17 protein-coding genes and 1 riboswitch are annotated in these 17273 nt (G+C 73.2%); of the genes, 15 read left to right on the forward strand and 2 right to left on the reverse strand.

Annotation, left to right across the window (positions count from 1 at the left end; all coding sequences use genetic code 11):
* Nucleotides 1-39: 39 nt before the first annotated feature.
* The 4 genes from AB0424_RS26810 (at nt 40) to AB0424_RS26825 (ending at nt 3197) form a co-directional block, all read left to right on the forward strand.
* Entirely contained in the window at nt 40-423 is a 384-nt protein-coding gene (locus AB0424_RS26810; protein ID WP_366309109.1) for a hypothetical protein, read from the forward strand.
* 190 nt (nt 424-613) lie between these two features.
* Entirely contained in the window at nt 614-1618 is a 1005-nt protein-coding gene (locus AB0424_RS26815; protein WP_366309110.1) for an AraC family transcriptional regulator, read from the forward strand.
* 140 nt (nt 1619-1758) lie between these two features.
* A complete protein-coding gene (locus AB0424_RS26820) occupies nt 1759-2487 on the forward strand; it encodes a DUF2625 domain-containing protein (protein ID WP_366309111.1) in 729 nt (242 codons plus the stop codon).
* 62 nt (nt 2488-2549) lie between these two features.
* A complete protein-coding gene (locus AB0424_RS26825; RefSeq protein ID WP_366309112.1) occupies nt 2550-3197 on the forward strand; it encodes a GNAT family N-acetyltransferase in 648 nt (215 codons plus the stop codon).
* A 35-nt stretch (nt 3198-3232) separates the two neighbouring features.
* On the opposite strand, the gene AB0424_RS26830 is transcribed toward AB0424_RS26825, so the two are convergent.
* Nucleotides 3233-5602 (reverse strand): YfhO family protein, encoded by a 2370-nt coding sequence (locus tag AB0424_RS26830; protein ID WP_366309113.1) that lies wholly within the window; start codon nt 5600-5602, stop codon nt 3233-3235.
* Nucleotides 5603-5727: 125 nt separating this feature from the next.
* Between AB0424_RS26830 and AB0424_RS26835 the strand changes: the two genes are divergently transcribed.
* The 4 genes from AB0424_RS26835 to AB0424_RS26850 all read left to right on the forward strand — a co-directional run bounded on the left by AB0424_RS26835 (nt 5728) and on the right by AB0424_RS26850 (nt 8622).
* Nucleotides 5728-6711 carry a glycosyltransferase family 2 protein gene (locus AB0424_RS26835; RefSeq protein WP_366309114.1) on the forward strand — a complete coding sequence of 328 codons (984 nt, stop codon included), beginning with the start codon at nt 5728-5730 and terminating at the stop codon, nt 6709-6711.
* 81 nt (nt 6712-6792) lie between these two features.
* Nucleotides 6793-7437: a SurA N-terminal domain-containing protein gene (locus tag AB0424_RS26840; RefSeq protein WP_366309115.1), complete on the forward strand. Its 645-nt coding sequence runs from the start codon at nt 6793-6795 to the stop codon at nt 7435-7437.
* A 19-nt stretch (nt 7438-7456) separates the two neighbouring features.
* Entirely contained in the window at nt 7457-8416 is a 960-nt protein-coding gene (locus tag AB0424_RS26845; RefSeq protein WP_366309116.1) for a nucleoside triphosphate pyrophosphohydrolase, read from the forward strand.
* Nucleotides 8413-8622, forward strand: coding sequence for a hypothetical protein (locus AB0424_RS26850; RefSeq protein WP_366309117.1), 210 nt, complete (start codon nt 8413-8415; stop codon nt 8620-8622). The genes AB0424_RS26845 and AB0424_RS26850 overlap by 4 nt, the downstream gene beginning before the upstream one ends.
* Before the next feature lie 34 nt (nt 8623-8656).
* Here the strand turns inward: AB0424_RS26850 and AB0424_RS26855 are convergent, their stop codons facing one another.
* Nucleotides 8657-9868 carry a globin domain-containing protein gene (locus AB0424_RS26855; protein WP_366309118.1) on the reverse strand — a complete coding sequence of 404 codons (1212 nt, stop codon included), beginning with the start codon at nt 9866-9868 and terminating at the stop codon, nt 8657-8659.
* Nucleotides 9869-9955: 87 nt separating this feature from the next.
* Between AB0424_RS26855 and AB0424_RS26860 the strand changes: the two genes are divergently transcribed.
* From AB0424_RS26860 to AB0424_RS26890, 7 genes are all read left to right on the forward strand, one after another.
* Nucleotides 9956-11215 (forward strand): cytochrome P450, encoded by a 1260-nt coding sequence (locus AB0424_RS26860; protein WP_366309119.1) that lies wholly within the window; start codon nt 9956-9958, stop codon nt 11213-11215.
* A 118-nt stretch (nt 11216-11333) separates the two neighbouring features.
* Nucleotides 11334-12410 carry a transglycosylase family protein gene (locus AB0424_RS26865; RefSeq protein WP_366309120.1) on the forward strand — a complete coding sequence of 359 codons (1077 nt, stop codon included), beginning with the start codon at nt 11334-11336 and terminating at the stop codon, nt 12408-12410.
* A 258-nt stretch (nt 12411-12668) separates the two neighbouring features.
* Nucleotides 12669-12840, forward strand: a riboswitch (cyclic di-AMP (ydaO/yuaA leader).
* 3 nt (nt 12841-12843) lie between these two features.
* Nucleotides 12844-13542 carry a transglycosylase family protein gene (locus AB0424_RS26870; RefSeq protein ID WP_366309121.1) on the forward strand — a complete coding sequence of 233 codons (699 nt, stop codon included), beginning with the start codon at nt 12844-12846 and terminating at the stop codon, nt 13540-13542.
* A 288-nt stretch (nt 13543-13830) separates the two neighbouring features.
* A complete protein-coding gene (gene eno, locus AB0424_RS26875) occupies nt 13831-15117 on the forward strand; it encodes a phosphopyruvate hydratase (protein WP_366309122.1) in 1287 nt (428 codons plus the stop codon).
* A 91-nt stretch (nt 15118-15208) separates the two neighbouring features.
* Nucleotides 15209-15679 (forward strand): septum formation initiator family protein, encoded by a 471-nt coding sequence (locus tag AB0424_RS26880; RefSeq protein WP_366309123.1) that lies wholly within the window; start codon nt 15209-15211, stop codon nt 15677-15679.
* A 43-nt stretch (nt 15680-15722) separates the two neighbouring features.
* Complete coding sequence (locus AB0424_RS26885; protein ID WP_366309124.1) at nt 15723-16277, forward strand: DUF501 domain-containing protein; 555 nt, start codon at nt 15723-15725, stop codon at nt 16275-16277.
* Nucleotides 16274-17188 (forward strand): Ppx/GppA phosphatase family protein, encoded by a 915-nt coding sequence (locus AB0424_RS26890; protein WP_366309125.1) that lies wholly within the window; start codon nt 16274-16276, stop codon nt 17186-17188. The genes AB0424_RS26885 and AB0424_RS26890 overlap by 4 nt, the downstream gene beginning before the upstream one ends.
* Nucleotides 17189-17273 lie beyond the last annotated feature (85 nt).

Here is a 17273-nt window from a genome sequence, read left to right on the forward strand (position 1 = left end):
TTCGCGTCTGATCATGTCCGCGTCCCCAAGGAATCCCTCATGACGACGCCGTCCGCGCCCCTCACCCCCGAGCAGCAGCCCGCCGCGCCCGCCAAGAAGGGCAGCACCGTCCTGAAGAAGGTCGGCGGCGTGATCGCGGCGATCGTCATCGCCGTCGCCGTGAAGTTCGGTCTGCCCATCCTCACGGGCGACGCCCCGGTGCACGCCAAGGCCGGCGAGTGCGTCACCGTGACCGGCGCCGACAACGACCCCAAGGTCGACACCGCGGACTGCTCCTCCGGCAAGGCCGACCTCTTCAAGGTCGTCAAGGTCTACGACGACACCTTCGACCTCGACAAGTGCGGCCAGGAGCTCTCCGCCCTGGCGCAGCAGCTCGACTCGGACAAGTTCGTCCTCTGCCTCGAAGAGGTCGTCAAGAAGTAACCCCCCGCACCTCCGAGAGGGCCGGAACCGACGGGTTCCGGCCCTCTCGTGCTGCCCGGCGCCGTACGGTTCCCCGGGGCGCGGAAAGTCCGCCCCGGAGGTGAACGGGAATGAAACGGTGCCGTGTTGCCGTTCGAGCCGGTGCATTCTGGCCACCGTCGTGAAGGTGGCCGGCCGGGGGGAGCGTGCGATGTGGTCGGTGGTGTCGTCGGGGGACCTCCCCGAGAGGGACCGGTTCGAGTGGTTCGCGGACATGATCTCCCGCGAGGTCATGCCCACCGCCCTCAGCAGCGACCGGACCGCCGACTTCACCGCGGAGGCGGCCGTGCTCGACCTGGGCGGCCCCCAGGTCTCCCGGGTCGCTTACTCGCCCCTGCGCTCGCGCCGCACCCCCGCGCTGATCCGGCGCGGTGACCCCGAGCAGTACCAGCTCGCCCTGGTGAGCCGAGGGGCCATGACCCTGGTCCAGAACGGCAACGACTGCGAGGCGGAGGCCGGGGACCTGGTCTTCTGGGACACCTCGCGGCCCTCCGACGCCCGGTCGGTCTCCGAGGGCGAGCCGGGACAACTGGTCATCCTCCAGCTCCCGCGCGACATCCTGCCCCTGCGCGCCGCACGGCTGGACGGCCTCCTCGCCCACCGGATGCCCGGCGGGACCGGCGCCGGGGCGGTCCTCGCCGACTTCCTGCGCTCCCTGGTCGCCCACGGCGGCGGGTGCGGGCCCGAGGAGCTGCGCCGGATCGGCTCGACGGCGGTCGACCTCGCGGCCGCCACCCTCGCCGCCCACCTCGACGCCGAGCACCGGCTCCCCGCCGAGATACGGACGCGGACGCTGCTCCGCCGGGTCCACGCCTTCATCGAGTACAACCTCGGCGACCCGGAGCTGACGCCCGTCGCCGTCGCCGCCCACCACAACCTCTCGGTACGCGCCCTCCACCAGCTCTTCAGGGGCGAGGGGGAGACCGTCCAGGCCCGCGTCCGGCGCCGCCGCCTCGAACGGGCCCGGACCGATCTGGAGCGGCCCGAGTTCGCGGCCTGTCCCGTCCAGGCGATCGCCGCCCGCTGGGGGTTCAGCGGCCCGGCCGTCTTCAGCCGCACCTTCCGTGAGGCGTACGGGATCAGCCCCACCGAGTTCCGCGCGCGTGCGCTGAGCGTCAACGAAGGCAGCGCCGGGGGCACAGCGCCCGGACCGTGATCTTCCTAGGCTCGGAGCCGTGCGGACGACCACCGCGAGGACGGGGGAGGCAACATGACGAGGCGCAAGAGGGACGCCGACCAGCAGGTCTGGGACCTGGCCGGGTTCGGCGGCGGAGGTGGCCGTGCGAGCATGCACCGGTGCGTGAACTGAACGAACTGACCGAGGTCGAGGACCCGGCGTGGCCGGTCCTGGGCGAGGAACTGCGGGCGGCGGCCGTGCCGGTCGAGATGCCGGAGGCCGACCCCGCGGTCGGCGCCGCCGCGCTGCTGCAGACCCAGGTGAGCGTCCGGTCGTACCTCGGGGCCTTCCTGCTGCACGGCGGCGGCGCGTTCGTCGACGACGGCTGGCTGCGGGTCTACGGCAGTCCGGCCGCCGACGACTCCCGGCGGCTGCCGGGCATCGCGCGGGTCAACGGCTACCCGGACCGGTTCGACCCCCACTGGCGGCCCCGGGCCGGACTCGTCGTGGCCCACGACGTCCTCGGCGGCGTCTTCGTCGTCCAGGGCGGCCCCGCCGACCGGGTCGGCCTGCCCGGCCGGCCCGGCGAGATCGTCTACTTCGCCCCGGACGCGCTGCGCTGGGAGGCCCTCGGCTCCGGCTACGGCGCCTGGCTGTCCTGGATGCTGTCCGGCGGGACCGAGGAGTTCTACCAGGACCTGCGCTGGCCCGGCTGGCGCGAGGAGGTCCGCGGGCTCGACGGCGACCGGGGCCTCACCCTCTACCCGCCCCTCTGGTCCGCCGAGGCGCACCGCGACCTCGCCGGCACCAGCCGGCGCGTCGTGGCCCTCGCGGAACTCCTGGACCTGGAGCGCCTGACGAGCGCCGAGTTCGACGGCGCCGACCCCGGCTTCCTGGGCGCCCTGTAGCGGCGGACCGCGCTCCCGGAAACGGGGGTGCGCCGCCCGGGGCCGCTGTGCAGACTCGTGCGGTGATCACTCACCACTGGCCGCTCAAGGCCCTGCGCGTACGGACCCCTCGCCTGGAACTGAGGCTCCCCTCCGAGGACGAGCTCGGAGAGGTCGCGGAGGTGGCGGCCCGGGGGGTGAGCGGCGCGGGCACCCGGACCTTCCTGAACGGGTGGACGGAGCTGCCCCCGCAGGGGCGGGCCCGGTACGTCCTCCAGGGGTACTGGGGCAAGCTGGGACGGTGGACGCCGGAGGACTGGGCGCTCGACCTCGTCGCCTTCCACGAGGGGCGGCCCGTCGGCGTCCAGAACATGAGGGCCGCCGGGTTCGCGGTGCGGCGGGAGATCGTGTCCGGCTCGTGGCTCGGCGCCGAGCACCAGGGCAGGGGGATCGGGACCGAGATGCGGCTCGGGATGCTGCACCTGGCGTTCGCGGAGCTGGGGACGGTCTCGGCGACGTCCGCTTCCTTCGCCGAGAACCTCTCCTCGGTGACCGTCTCCCGCAAGATCGGCTACCGGCCGGACGGCATCACCCGGGACGTCCTGCGCGGCGAGGTCGTCGAGTCGCAGCGCTTCCGGCTCTCGCGGGAGGACTGGCAGCGCACGGAGCGGCCCGAGGTGACCGTGAGCGGGCTGCGGGGGTGCGAGGAACTCTTCGGGATCCCGGCCTGATCGACAGGACACCCCCCAGCGGGTGCGCCGGTGCGTCAGCTCCCGCCGTCCGCGCGGGCGGCGGGAGCGCGGCGCCGGATCCGTGCGGCGCCCGGCGTGTGGCGGAGCAGGAGGGCGAGCGCCGCCGCGACGCCGAGGGCGGCTCCCGCGCGGAGGCCGGGCGGCCGGAAGGAGCAGGAGAGCTCCGTGCGGCCGGCCGGGAGGGTGACCGCGAGGAGGCCGCCGTAGGAGAGGGCGGGGGCGCCGTCGCAGCGCCAGCCGGCGAGGCGCGGGGTGGCGACGACCGCCGTGCCGCCGCCCGCCGGGAGCGTGGCGCGCAGGCCGTCGGGGGTGAGGCGCACGGAGACCGCGGCCCGGGCGCGCAGCGCGGTCACCGCCGACCGGAGACGGTCGTGGTCCAGGCAGCCGACCTCGGCGCCGGTGCCGGGGAGGACCGGCCGCTCGACGGCCCGGTCGTCCCGCAGGAGCACCGGCGTCCCCGGTGTCCGCTGGATCCCCAGCGAGGCGAGGGCGGCGCTGCGCCGGGGCCGGCCGCCGAGGAGGCGGATGCCGCGGTCGCCGAGGCGGGCGGTCCCGGTGGCGTCGGGGGCCCACAGGAAGACCTCGGTGCCGACGGGGCAGACGGCGCCGCGCGGAGCGCCGTACACCCGTGAGCCGAGCAGGAGTTCCTGGTTGCGGAAGGGCGACGGGCCGTAGCGCGGGGCCGGGCCCGGGGGCCGCACCGTCACCAGCGGCAGCCACGTCGCGGTCCGGACGACGACGCCGTCCCGCCACCGCGCCCCCACCCCGAACAGCGCGTCCGTCACCGGGTTGTCGAGGCCGAGGAGGTTGCGGCCGCGGGAGGTCCAGCCGCCGCCGAGCGCGGTCGTCGTGGCGGTCAGCACGGCGGGGGTGTGGCTGCTGTAGTAGGCCGCGCTCTGGCCGCCCAGGAGCAGCGGGTCGTTGCCCGCCACCCGGGGCAGCCCGGGGTCCGTGCGGTACGCCGGCCAGCCGTCGGCCGCCACCAGCGCCGCCGCCCGCCGGGCGTGCTCCGCGCCCCACGGCGGATAGTCGTCGAGCCGGACGAGGCGCTCCCGGTCCGCGTACGCCGTCGTGGCCGCCGCCTGCCCGAGCAGGGTGCCCGTGACCAGGACCGCGGCGAGCATCCCGTACCGGCCGCGGCGCGGCAGCAGCAGCGCGCCCGACACGGCCGCGAGGCCACCGGCGGCGAGGAGCAGCGCCCAGGGGGTGAGCAGATCGCTGGGCAGGGCCCCGGCGCCGAGGACCAGGACGACGGCCGCGCCGCCGAGGAGCGCCCGGCGGTCCGGGAGACCGTGTGCGAGGCCGGTCCACGCGGCGAGGACGAGGACGCCGGAGAGGACGAAGGTCTGGCGGTAGGGGCTGCCGTTCGGGGTCGCGAAGAGGTGCCAGACGAGGTGGGTCGGACCCCACTGCATCGACGCCGCCACCGCCGCGCACAGCCCCGCCCACGGCCACCGCTCCCGGCCGGGCACGTCCCTGCGGAACAGGAGCGTCCCCGCGAGCAGCGGCACCGCCGTGCAGACGAAGGCCGCCGGGGTCGCGAAGCCGTAGGTGGCGGGCAGGAGGCGCGCGAGCACGTCCGTGCCGTCCGCGGGGGCGAAGTCGCGGACGACGCCGGGGTGCGCGTGGCGCGAGCCGAGGAACACCGGGACGAGGACGGGCGCGGCGAGGCCGACGCCGAGCGCGGTCGTCAGGGCGCCCCGGCCGAGCGCCCGTACCGCCGCCGCCCGGCCGGTGCCCGTGACGGCCAGGCGGACCAGGAGCACCAGGCAGGCGCCGAGCGTCGCCATGTAGGCGGTGTAGAAGTTCGCGACCCAGCAGACCGCCACGACCAGCGGCCCGACGAGGGGCCGGCGGGCCTCCCGGCACCACTCGCCGACGAGGCAGAGCAGGGGGAGCGCGATGAGGCCGTCGAGCCACATCGGGTTGTACGTGCCCTCGGCGAGCGACCAGCCGCACAGGGCGTACGAGGCGCCGAGGACCGCCGCCCACCACCAGGCGCCCGGTCCGACGCGGCGCAGCAGGAAGGTCATGGCCGCCGCCGCGACCGCCGTCTTGAGGACGGTCAGGGCGTACACGGCGTACTCGACGTCCCCGCGCGGGAGGAGCGCCACCAGCGGGGCGAAGGGGCTCGACAGATAGGTGCCGTAGTCGGGCAGGAAGCTGGTGCCCCAGCCCGCCTGCCAGTCGATCAGCCCGCCGTCCGCCCGGCCGTGCAGCAGGTCCCAGAGGTGCGCGTGGAACGGCACGAACTGGTTGGCCAGGTCGTTGACGGCCCGGTGACGCGGGCCGAAGGGGAAGACCCGGGCGACGGCGTCCCCGCCGCAGACGGCGGCGGCGGAGAGGAGGGCGGCGAGCAGGCACGAGCGCGTGGTGTTCGGCATGACGGCTCGAATATGTCAGCGTCCCGGCGGCGGATCCGCTCCCGGAGGGCCAGTTCATTCAATGGTCGTCTCCAGGCCATCCGCGCGGACCGGCCGGGACACCGCGCCCCGTTGTCGTGGTCCGCGTGCTGCTCTCGATCGTCGTACCGTGCTTCAACGAGGAGGACGTCCTCGCCCGTTTCCACGACCGCGTGACCGACGAACTCGCCAGGCTCGACGGCGAGTTCGAGATCGTCTACGTGGACGACGGAAGCCGGGACGGGACCCTCCCGCTCCTGCGCCGCCTCGCCGCCACCGACCCCGGACACGTCCGCTACGTCTCCTTCAGCCGCAACTTCGGCAAGGAGGCCGCGATGCTCGCCGGCCTCCGGAACGTCTCCGGCGACGCCGTCGTGATCATGGACGCCGACCTCCAGCATCCCCCCGAGCTGGTGCACCGGATGGTCGCGCTGCACGCCGAGGGGTACGACCAGGTCGTCGCCCGCCGGACCCGCGACGGCGACCGCGTCACCCGGACCCTGACCGCCCGCCTGTACTACCGGGCCATCAACCGGCTGGTCGACGTCGAGCTCGTCGACGGGGTCGGCGACTTCCGGCTGCTCTCCCGCCGCGCCGTCGACGCGGTCCTCGACCTCGGCGAGTACAACCGCTTCTCCAAGGGGCTGTTCTCCTGGGTCGGCTTCCGCACCACGACCTTCGCCTACGAGAACGCCGTCCGCGAGCAGGGCCGTTCCAAGTGGAGCTTCGGCAAGCTCCTCAACTACGGCCTCGACGGCCTCCTCTCCTTCAACAACAAGCCGCTGCGGGCCGCCGTCCACCTCGGGCTCCTCCTCCTCGTCGTCGCCCTCGGCTACGCCGCCTGGATCGTCGCCGACGCCCTCGCCCACGGCGTCGACACCCCCGGCTACGTCACGCTCCTCGTCGCCGTCACCGCCCTCGCCGGCGTCCAGATGGTCATGGTCGGACTGATCGGCGAGTACGTCGGCCGCATCTACTACGAGGTGAAACGGAGACCGCACTACCTGCTGCAGGAGACCGGCGGCGGTCCGGAACCGGCCGACACCCGGGTGACAGGTGAGTCGTTGTGGGAATCAGTCGCACCGAAGTAGTGGCTCCGGCCCCGGCGACTCCCTACCATCGATCACCGCAAGGTCGTTCAACGTGACGCACGACCAGCCCGGGAGGCTCCTTTGCACCGCCGCACTGCGCTCACCGTCTCCGCCGCGCTCCTCGCCGCGGCCCCCCTCCTCACCGCGTGTGGCAGTGACGCCCACCCAGGAGCGGCGGCCGTCGTCGGCGGCGAACGGATCGAGGTCTCCAGCCTCCAGGCCCAGGTGAAGGACGTGCGGGCCGCACAGGCGTCCTCGGAGCAGTCGGCCGAGCTGCTCAGGTCCACCGGCGACCTCGGCCGGCAGAAGCTCAGCGCCCTGATCATCGACCGGATCATCGAGAAGGTCGCCGCGGACAACGGCATCACCGCCACCCGGGCCGACATCCAGCAGACCCGGACCGCCTACACCCGCGAGAACGGCGGCGAGGAGCGCTTCGAGGCGATCCTGCTGCAGCAGCGGGGCGTGGCGCCCGACCAGATCGACGGCTTCATCCGGCACGAGGTCCTCATGCTGAAGATCGCCGAGAAGCTGGGCTTCACCGACAGCGCCGAGGGCCAGAAGAAGCGGACGGACGTCTACTCGGCCGCCTCCGCGGCCCTCGCCATCGACGTGAACCCGCGCTACGGCGCCTGGGACTCCAGCCGGGGCGGACTGACCGCCGCCACCACGCCCTGGCTCCGCCAGGTCAGCCAGGACCCGGCCGCCGTGGAGGCCGGTGCCTGAGTCCGGGTAGGTTCGAGGGGTGACTTCCCAGAGCCCCGGCCGCATCGTCCTGCTGACCGCCAGCCACCGCGTGGCGCCCGGACTGCTGTCCTGGCCCGCCTGGCAGGCGCTGCGCACCGCGGACCGGGTGCTCTGCCCCGACGAGCACCACCCCCAGCTGCCGTACCTGAGCGAGGCCGGCGTCGCCGTCGAGCACGCCGTGCCGACGGCCGAGGAGCTGGTCGCCGACTGCGCCGGGGGCCGCACGGTCCTGCTGCTGCCCTCCGGCGAGGGCGACCGCGCGCTGACCGACGGCCTCGCCCGGCTGGCCGGCTCCGGCCGGCACACCATGCCCGACCTGGAGCTGCTGCCCGGCTCCTACGACCTGCCGGGCGCCCGCCTCCTCGACGTGGTGCAGGTCATGGACCGCATCCGGCGCTCCTGCCCGTGGTCCTCCCGGCAGACCCACAAGGGCCTCGCCAAGTACGGCATCGAGGAGGCGTACGAACTCGTCGAGGCCATCGAGGACGACGACCGCGAGGCCCTGCGCGAGGAGCTCGGCGACGTCCTGCTCCAGGTGGTCTTCCACGCCCGGATCGCCGAGGAGGACCCGGAGGAGCCGTTCTCCGTGGACGACGTGGCGGCGACGCTCGTCGAGAAGCTGGTCCACCGGCACCCGCACGTCTTCGGGGACGAGACCGCCGAGACCCCCGAGGAGGTCAAGGCGCACTGGCTGCGGACCAAGGCCGTCGAGAAGCGGCGGGAGTCCGTCACCGACGGCGTGCCGCTCGGCCAGCCGGGGCTCGCGCTCGCCGCGAAGCTGGCGGGCCGGGTGCGGACGGCCGGTCTGGACGTGCCGCTGCCGGAGGGCGAGGGGATCGGCTACGAGCTGCTGGCCCTGGTGGCCGGGGCCGAGGAGTCCGGGGTGGATCCGGAGGCCGCGCTGCGTGCGGCGGGCCGTGCCTACCGGGACGCGATCCGCGCGGCGGAGGGGCTGTGAGCGGAGCCCGGGGACGGCGGCCCCGGTGCGCCGAGGCGCCGGGCACGACGGCCCTGATGACGCTGTTCTTCGGCTGGGAGGCGGCGAGCGGCGGGACCCCGTGGTGGGCGCGGACCGTCTTCGCGGTCGTCGCGGTCGGGTGCGCCGTGGACCTGGTGCGGTTCGCCTTCTGGCGCACGCGCGCGCGGGGTTCGGTGCGGGTCTGACACCCGGCTCCGGCGCCCGGCTCCGGCACCCGGTTCAGCGGGGGCGCGGGGCCCGGGCCTCGGGGTCGTGCCAGAGGACCTGGGGCGGGCCGAGGAGGCGTTCGGCCGTCGTGCCGGGCCGGGTGGCGAAGCGTCCGACGGTCGGCAGGGTGTCGTGGTGGACGCGGTCCGGGTCGGTGCCCAGCTCCTCCAGGACCTCGGCGACCTCGGTGAGGAAGGCCGGCGGCCCGGCGAGGTAGACGTCGTGGGCCTGCCAGTGGCCGCAGGCGCGCAGGGCCTGGACCAGCCGCTCGGTGGCCTGGTCGCGGCGCCGGCCGGGCGCCGAGGTGATGTAGGTGACGTGCAGCCGGGGGAGCCGCTCCTTCAGCAGCTCCACGTCCGGCCGCCCGTACAGGTACTCCTTGGCGCGGGCCACGACGAAGAGCCGGCCCTCGAGGTCCGGCTCGACCGCCGCGGCCTCCTCCAGGAGGGCCTTCACCGGTGCCCAGCCCGTGCCCGCGCAGATGTAGGTGCGCACTCCGCCCGGCGGCGTCCGCGCGGTGAGGGCGCCGCCGGGGGCGCTGAGCCGCAGGAAGTCGCCCTGGCCGGTCTCCTCGACGAGCGCCGTGCTCATCGCGCCGCCCGCGATGCGGCTGACGTGCAGGTCGACGGTGCCGTCCGGGCGGGGCGCGTTGCCGAGGGAGTACGTGCGCCAGACGCGGGGCACGCGCAGCGAGCTGACGCTGACGTACTGCCCGGGGAGGTAGGGGAGCGGGCGGCGGGGGCGGAGGGTGAGGAGGGCGAGGTCCTCGCCGTGGCGCCGGTGGCGGACGACGTCCGCGTCCCACCAGGCCGGCTCCCCGGCGGCGGCCGCCTCGTCGGCGCCCGCCAGCATCAGTTCGGCGATGTGGCCGTACGCCTCGGACCACGCCTTCTCCGCCTCCACCGTCCAGGCGGCGCCGGCGGCGTGCGCGAACGCGGCGAGCAGGCTCTCGCCGACGGCGGCGTACAGGGCGGGGGAGGCGAGGAACTTGCGGTGGTCGCGGCCCAGCCGGCCCAGGTAGCCGGCGAGTCCGGGGTCCTCCAGACGCGTCACCACATGGGTGAGCGCCGCGAAGAGCCGGTCGCGCTGCGGCTGCATCTCCTCGGGGAAGAGCGCCCGCACCCCGGGGTTGTTCCAGAAGAGGTGCGAGTAGAAGAAGGTGACGGCGTGTTCGGCGCGTCTCTCGACGACGGCGAACGTGGCTCTGAGCAGCTGAGGGTCCACCGGCATGAATCTAGGGCACGACCTGCACCCCTTGATCACAGGTTCTCCACGAACGTGACGTCCGGGGCGGACCTGTACGGTCGTGGCGTGAGCACAGCCCCCGGCCCCGCCCCCGCCCCCGAGCTCTTCACCTGGGAGTTCGCCAGCGATCCGTACCCCGCCTACGCCTGGTTGCGGGAGCACGCGCCCGTGCACCGGACGACGCTGCCCAGCGGCGTCGAGGCATGGCTCGTGACCCGGTACGCCGACGCCCGGCAGGCGCTCGCCGACCAGAGGCTCTCCAAGAACCCCGCGCACCACGAGGAGTCCCCGCACGCCAAGGGCAAGACGGGCATTCCGGGTGAGCGCAAGGCCGAGCTGATGACCCACCTGCTCAACATCGACCCGCCCGACCACACCCGGCTGCGGCGGCTCGTGTCGAAGGCGTTCACCCCGCGCCGGGTCGCCGAGTTCGCGCCCCGCGTACAGGAGTTGACCGATCGGCTCATCGACTCCTTCGCGGAGCGGGGGAGCGCCGACCTCATCCACGAGTTCGCGTTCCCGCTGCCCATCTACGCGATCTGCGACCTCCTCGGCGTGCCCCCGGAGGACCAGGACGACTTCCGGGACTGGGCCGGGATGATGATCCGCCACGGCGGCGGGCCGCGCGGCGGCGTCGCGCGCTCGGTGAAGAAGATGCGCGGCTATCTCGCCGAGCTGATCCACCGCAAGCGCGGGGAGCCCGGCGAGGACCTCATCTCGGGGCTCATCAGGGCGTCCGACCACGGCGAGCACCTCACCGAGAACGAGGCCGCCGCCATGGCCTTCATCATTCTCTTCGCCGGCTTCGAGACGACCGTCAACCTCATCGGCAACGGCGTCTACCAGCTGCTGCGCCACCCCGCGGAGCGCGAGCGGCTCCAGGCGTCGCTCGCGGCGGGGGAGCGGGGGCTGCTGGAGACCGGAGTCGAGGAACTGCTGCGGTTCGACGGGCCGGTGGAGATGGCGACCTGGCGGTACGCGACGCGGGCGCTGACCGTCGGCGGGCAGGAGATCCCGGCGGGGGACCCGGTCCTCGTCGTCCTGGCCGCCGCGAACAGGGACCCGGAGCGGTTCGACGGGCCGGACACGCTCGACCTCGCCCGGCGCGACAACCAGCACCTGGGGTACGGGCACGGCATCCACTACTGCCTGGGCGCGCCGCTCGCGCGGCTGGAGGGCCAGGCGGCGCTCGCGACGCTGCTGACGCGCCTGCCGGATCTGCGACTTGCCGTCGATCCGGACGAACTGCGGTGGCGTGGCGGGCTCATCATGCGTGGATTGCGCACGCTTCCGGTGGAATTCTCCCCGTCCGTTCCCCGCCCGTGAACTGACTTCGCATCAGAAATGTGATCTTCGCGTGATCGCGGGTCGACCGACTTGTGATGAGCGTTCGAATACCGCTACGTTTCCCGGCAGTCTCAGCCGTCACGCGAAAGGCGCTCCTATGCGTTCCGGGAACGGACGACACCGTCGCCCCCGTCAGGCCCCCGCCATCGTCGTCGCCGCCGGTGTCACCGGTTCGGCGATGGCGCTGCCGTTGCTCGCCACGGGCTCCGCATCCGCCGCCGACGCGGCCACCTGGGACCGGGTCGCCGAGTGCGAGTCCGGTGGCCAGTGGAGCGCCAACTTCGGCAACGGGATGTACGGCGGGCTCCAGTTCACCCAGGACAGCTGGGAGCGGAACGGCGGCCTCGCGTACGCCCCCAGCCCCGACCTCGCCAGCCGCGCCCAGCAGATCGCCGTGGCCGAGAAGGCTCTTGCCAAGGGCAGCACCGAGTGGGCCACCTGCGCGCCGATCGCCGGGCTGACGAACGACGGGAAGGCCACCGGGGTGGACCCCGGCCCGACCTCCGTCCCCACGGCCCCCACCGGTCCCGTCGCCGAGTCCAACCGGACCGACGGCACCCCGTCGGGCTCCGCCGGCTCCTTCCGGCACGCCCAGACGCCGAAGACCGCCACGGCCACGCCCACCGCGCCGGCCGTCCCGGAGGACCCGAACGCCTCGCTTCCCCCGACGGTCCCCGTCACCCCCGGCGTGCCCGTCACGCCCGGCACGCCCACGACGCCGGGCACGCCCACGACGCCGGTCACGCCCGACACGTCTGTTACGCCCGGTATGCCCGTTTCCCCCGGAGTGGAGGAGGGTGACGGGTCGTCGACGGCCCCCGGGTCCGGAAAGCATCGGGGCGACGCCGCTCCGGAGGAAACCGACAAGGCGGGCAATTCACCGGAATCCGGCAAGCATGCCTCGCCCACGGACGAGTTGGCGGACGCCTCCACCTCGACGCCGGCGACCGACGCCGCGAAGAATTCGGGCGCAAAGGACAGTGCGGACACTTCGGACGCGTACACCGTGCGGCCCGGCGACAGCCTGTCCGATATCGCGCAGTCGAACGAACTGCCCGGAGGGTGGACGGCCCTCTATGACGCCAACCGCCAGACGGTGGGCGCCGATCCGGACCTGATCCTGCCTGGTCAGAGCCTCGAACTGACGGTGGATCCGGTCACGGCCGAAGGGTAGTTCGGGACTGAATGTCCGGTTCTGGGCAAGTGAGACATGGGTCTCTTCGCCCCAACTGGCGTGTCCTGCCCGTGACCTTTGCCTCCGTCACCTCTCACCTGCACAAACACCCCCCGCCGGAGGGCAAGGAGGGGCGAAATTTCCGCAATGCGCCTCTTTGAACTTCCGGTGGGTCTGTGTCTACGGTCTTAACCGCTCGCCACCGCGGGCCCCGTCGACCGAAACGCCGAATCCTGCCGTCGGTCGATGGGAACAGTCGTCGCGTCAGCGCCGAAGGCAGGAGCGGGGGACCCAAGGTAAGTGCCGGCCCCGGCCGTCGAGAGACGGCCGACGACCGGCTTGGGGTGAAGTCGCGTGCAAGGACACGCGGCCGGGCAACTCATTGGCCCGAACCCGACAGCTCACCTCGCAGGCGTCGGTGAGGAGAATCTCCATGCTGTTTTCCGGCAAGGGCAAACACCGTCGTCCCTCCAAGGCCACCCAGGTCGCCACGCTCGTCGGCGTCACCGGTGTCGCCGTCGCCGCCCCGCTGATGACCGCGGGCACCGCCTCGGCCGCCACGGGCGCCGAGTGGGACCGGGTCGCCCAGTGCGAGTCCGGCGGCAACTGGGCCATCAACACGGGCAACGGCTACTACGGCGGCCTGCAGTTCTCGTCGTCGACGTGGGCCGCGTACGGCGGCACCGCCTACGCCCCCAACGCCCACCAGGCGTCCAAGTCGCAGCAGATCACCGTCGCCGAGAAGGTCCTCGCGGGCCAGGGCAAGGGTGCCTGGCCGAGCTGCGGCGTGGGTCTCTCCCGCACCACCTACACCGGTGGCACCACGGCCCCCGCCCCCGAGCGCAAGGCCACCCAGCCGACCACCCGCAGCGAGCAGCGCCAGGCCCCCAAGAAGGCCACCGCCGCGCAGGCCCCGCGGAAGGCCACCGCCGCGAAGACCGTCGTGACCCCGGCCGGCAAGACGGTCAAGCAGGGTGACGGCGAGTACCGGGTCAAGCCCGGTGACACCCTCGGCACCATCGCCCGGGACCACGGCGTCCAGGGCGGCTGGGCGAAGCTCTTCGACCTGAACAAGGACGTCGTCGAGAACGCCGACCTGATCTACGTGGGCCAGCAGCTCCACCTCAAGTGAGCCCGGCGACCCTCCCGCGGTGACCACCCCGGTCCGACGTGCCCTCCCCCGTGCACGCCGGGCCGGGGTTTCGCCGTGTCAGAGGGAGGGCGTTCGGGACACGGAGGCGGTTACCACCCAGTAGATCTGAGGCCCTTCGTCCCGTAATACCTGCCCTTGGGTCCTTTTTCGTCCCAGGGTGCGGGCGCCCGGCGGGCGGGAGCCCCCGAGCCGGTTAGGCTCTTGTCGCAAGGCCAAGCGACCCTGCACCGACCTTGCGTCACATCCAGCGTCACATCCCAGAAGGAGATGCTCGTGCCGTCCATCGACGTCGTCGTAGCCCGGGAAATCCTGGACTCCCGAGGCAACCCCACGGTCGAGGTCGAGGTCGGCCTCGACGACGGCAGCACCGGTCGTGCTGCCGTTCCGTCCGGTGCCTCCACCGGTGCCTTCGAGGCCATCGAGCTCCGCGACGGTGACCCCAACCGTTACCAGGGCAAGGGTGTCGAGAAGGCCGTCCTCGCCGTCATCGAGCAGATCGGCCCGGAGCTCGTCGGCTACGACGCCACCGAGCAGCGCCTGATCGACCAGGCCATGTTCGACCTGGACGCCACGGAGAACAAGGGATCGCTCGGCGCCAACGCCATCCTCGGCGTCTCCCTCGCCGTCGCGCACGCCGCCTCCGAGGCCAGCGACCTGCCGCTCTTCCGCTACCTCGGCGGCCCGAACGCGCACCTGCTGCCCGTCCCGATGATGAACATCCTCAACGGTGGGTCGCACGCCGACTCCAACGTGGACATCCAGGAGTTCATGATCGCCCCGATCGGCGCGGAGTCCTTCTCCGAGGCCCTTCGCTGGGGTGCGGAGATCTACCACACCCTCAAGGGCGTCCTGAAGCGCAAGGGCCTCTCCACCGGCCTCGGCGACGAGGGCGGCTTCGCCCCGAACCTGGAGTCGAACCGCGCCGCCCTGGACCTCATCATCGAGGCCATCAAGGAGGCCGGCTACGCCCCGGGCACCGACGTCGCGCTCGCGCTCGACGTCGCCGCGTCCGAGTTCTACAAGGACGGCGTGTACGAGTTCGAGGGCAAGTCCCGCTCGGCCGCCGAGATGACCGAGTACTACGAGGAGCTCGTCTCCGCGTACCCGATGGTCTCCATCGAGGACCCGCTGTACGAGGACGACTGGGCGGGCTGGAAGGTCCTCACCGACAAGCTGGGCGCCAAGGTCCAGATCGTCGGCGACGACCTCTTCGTCACCAACCCCGAGCGCCTCGCCCGCGGCATCGAGGAGGGCACCGCGAACGCCCTCCTGGTCAAGGTCAACCAGATCGGCTCGCTGACCGAGACGCTGGACGCCGTCGAGCTGGCCCAGCGCAACGGCTTCAAGTGCATGATGTCCCACCGCTCCGGCGAGACCGAGGACGTCACCATCGCCGACCTCGCGGTCGCGGTGAACTGCGGTCAGATCAAGACCGGCGCCCCGGCCCGCTCGGACCGCGTCGCCAAGTACAACCAGCTGCTGCGCATCGAGGAGATCCTCGACGACGCCGCCGTCTACGCCGGCCGCAGCGCCTTCCCGCGCTTCAAGGGCTGACAGGCGTCACCCCCGGCAGTTCCGTCCGTCCCCGCACTCGGTCCCGTACCGTGTGCGGGGACGTCCGCGTGAACAGGGGAGGCGACACGACATGGCCGCGAAGGACCGGGACCGGTTCTCGACCGCGACCCGGATCAGACTGCTCGGCGAGCAGACAGCCGCCCGTGTCTACCGCTCCCAGACCCGCCGTCAGGCCCGCCGCTCCCGGCTCACCGGCCGCGCGGCCTTCCTCGCCCTCGTCGTCTGCTCCCTCGTCGTGGCCCTCGCCTATCCCATGCGGAGCTACGTCTCCCAGCAGGGCGAGATCGCCGAACAGGAGCGCAGGGCCGCCGAGGCCGCCCGACGGGTCGAGGAACTGAGGGACGAGAAGGCCCGCCTCCAGGACCCGGCCTACGTCCGCCGCCTCGCCCGCGAGCACCTGCACTACGTGCTGCCCGGCGAGACCGGCTTCACCGTGGACGACCCCGACGCGGAGCAGCGGCCCCGCGCCGACCAGGGAACGGCCGACCGCCCCTGGTACGACAACCTCTGGGACGGCGTCGACCACGCCGACCGCCCCTGACCCGGCCTCTTGGTGGCCGACCCGACACACGAGCAAGGCAGACATGGAAACGCCCCCTCCGCAGACCGAACGCACCGAGCCCACCGAGCAGGACATCGCCGCCTTCGAGCTCCAGCTCGGCCGGCCGCCCCGCGGCCTGCGCGCCATCGCGCACCGCTGCCCGTGCGGCAACCCGGACGTCGTCGAGACCGCGCCGCGGCTCCCCGACGGCACCCCCTTCCCGACCACGTACTACCTCACCTGCCCCCGGGCGGCCTCGGCCATCGGCACCCTGGAGGCCAACGGGGTCATGAAGGAGATGCAGGCCCGGCTCGCCACCGACCCCGAGCTCGCCGCCGCCTACCGGGCCGCGCACGAGGACTACATCGCCCGCCGCGACGCCATCGAGGTGCTGGAGGGCTTCCCGAGCGCCGGCGGCATGCCGGACCGGGTCAAGTGCCTGCACGTCCTCGTCGGCCACTCGCTGGCCGCCGGCCCGGGCGTGAACCCGTTCGGCGACGAGGCCCTCGCGATGCTCCCGGAGTGGTGGGCCAAGGGCGCCTGCGTCACGCCGTGCGCCGACCGCGGGGCCGACGGGGAAGAGGGGAAGGGCGCGTGACCAGGGTCGCCGGAATCGACTGCGGCACGAACTCCATCCGCCTCCTCGTCGCCGACGTCCACCCCGAGACGGGCGACCTCGTCGAGCTGGACCGGCGCATGACGATCGTCCGGCTCGGCCAGGGCGTCGACAGGACGGGCCGGCTGGCCCCGGAGGCCCTGGAGCGCACCTTCGCGGCCTGCCGCGCGTACGCGGCGGTGATCAGGGAGCTGGGCGCCGAGCGGATCCGCTTCGTCGCCACCTCCGCCTCCCGGGACGCCGAGAACCGCGCGGACTTCGTGAACGGGGTCGTGGAGATCCTGGGCGTCGAGCCCGAGGTGATCACCGGTGACCAGGAGGCGGAGTTCTCCTTCACCGGCGCCACCGGCGAGCTGCACGGCACCGAGACCTACCTCGTCGTGGACATCGGCGGCGGCTCCACCGAGTTCGTCACCGGCAACCGGCACGTCGAGGCCGCCCGCTCGGTCGACATCGGCTGCGTCCGGCTGACCGAGCGGCACGTCCGCAACGACCCGCCGACCGCCGAGGAGGCCGAGGCGATCCGCGCCGACGTGCGGGCCGCGCTCGACCTGGCCGCCGAGACGGTGCCGATCGCCTCGGCCGGAACCCTCGTCGGCCTCGCCGGCTCGGTGACCACCGTCGCCGCGATCGCCCTCGGGCTCGACGCGTACGACTCCACGAAGATCCACCACGCCCGGATCTCCGCCCGGCAGATCGCCGACGTCACCGACCGGCTGCTCGCCTCCACCCACGCGGAGCGGGCCGCGATCCCCGTCATCCACCCCGGCCGGGTGGACGTGATCATCGCCGGGGCGCTCGTCCTGCGGGAGATCGTCGAGCGGGTGGGAGCCCACGAGGTCGTCGTCAGCGAGCACGACATCCTCGATGGGATCGCCCTATCCGTGGCATAGCGGGCATCTATCGAGCCGTCCGGCGACATCCCGTCGGGAAAGTTCGTGAAGTTCTTCACAAGGAAAAGGGCCCTGGTGGCGCCCG

The organism is Streptomyces sp. NPDC051180, from assembly GCF_040689545.1.
Taxonomy (GTDB): Bacteria; Actinomycetota; Actinomycetes; order Streptomycetales; family Streptomycetaceae; genus Streptomyces.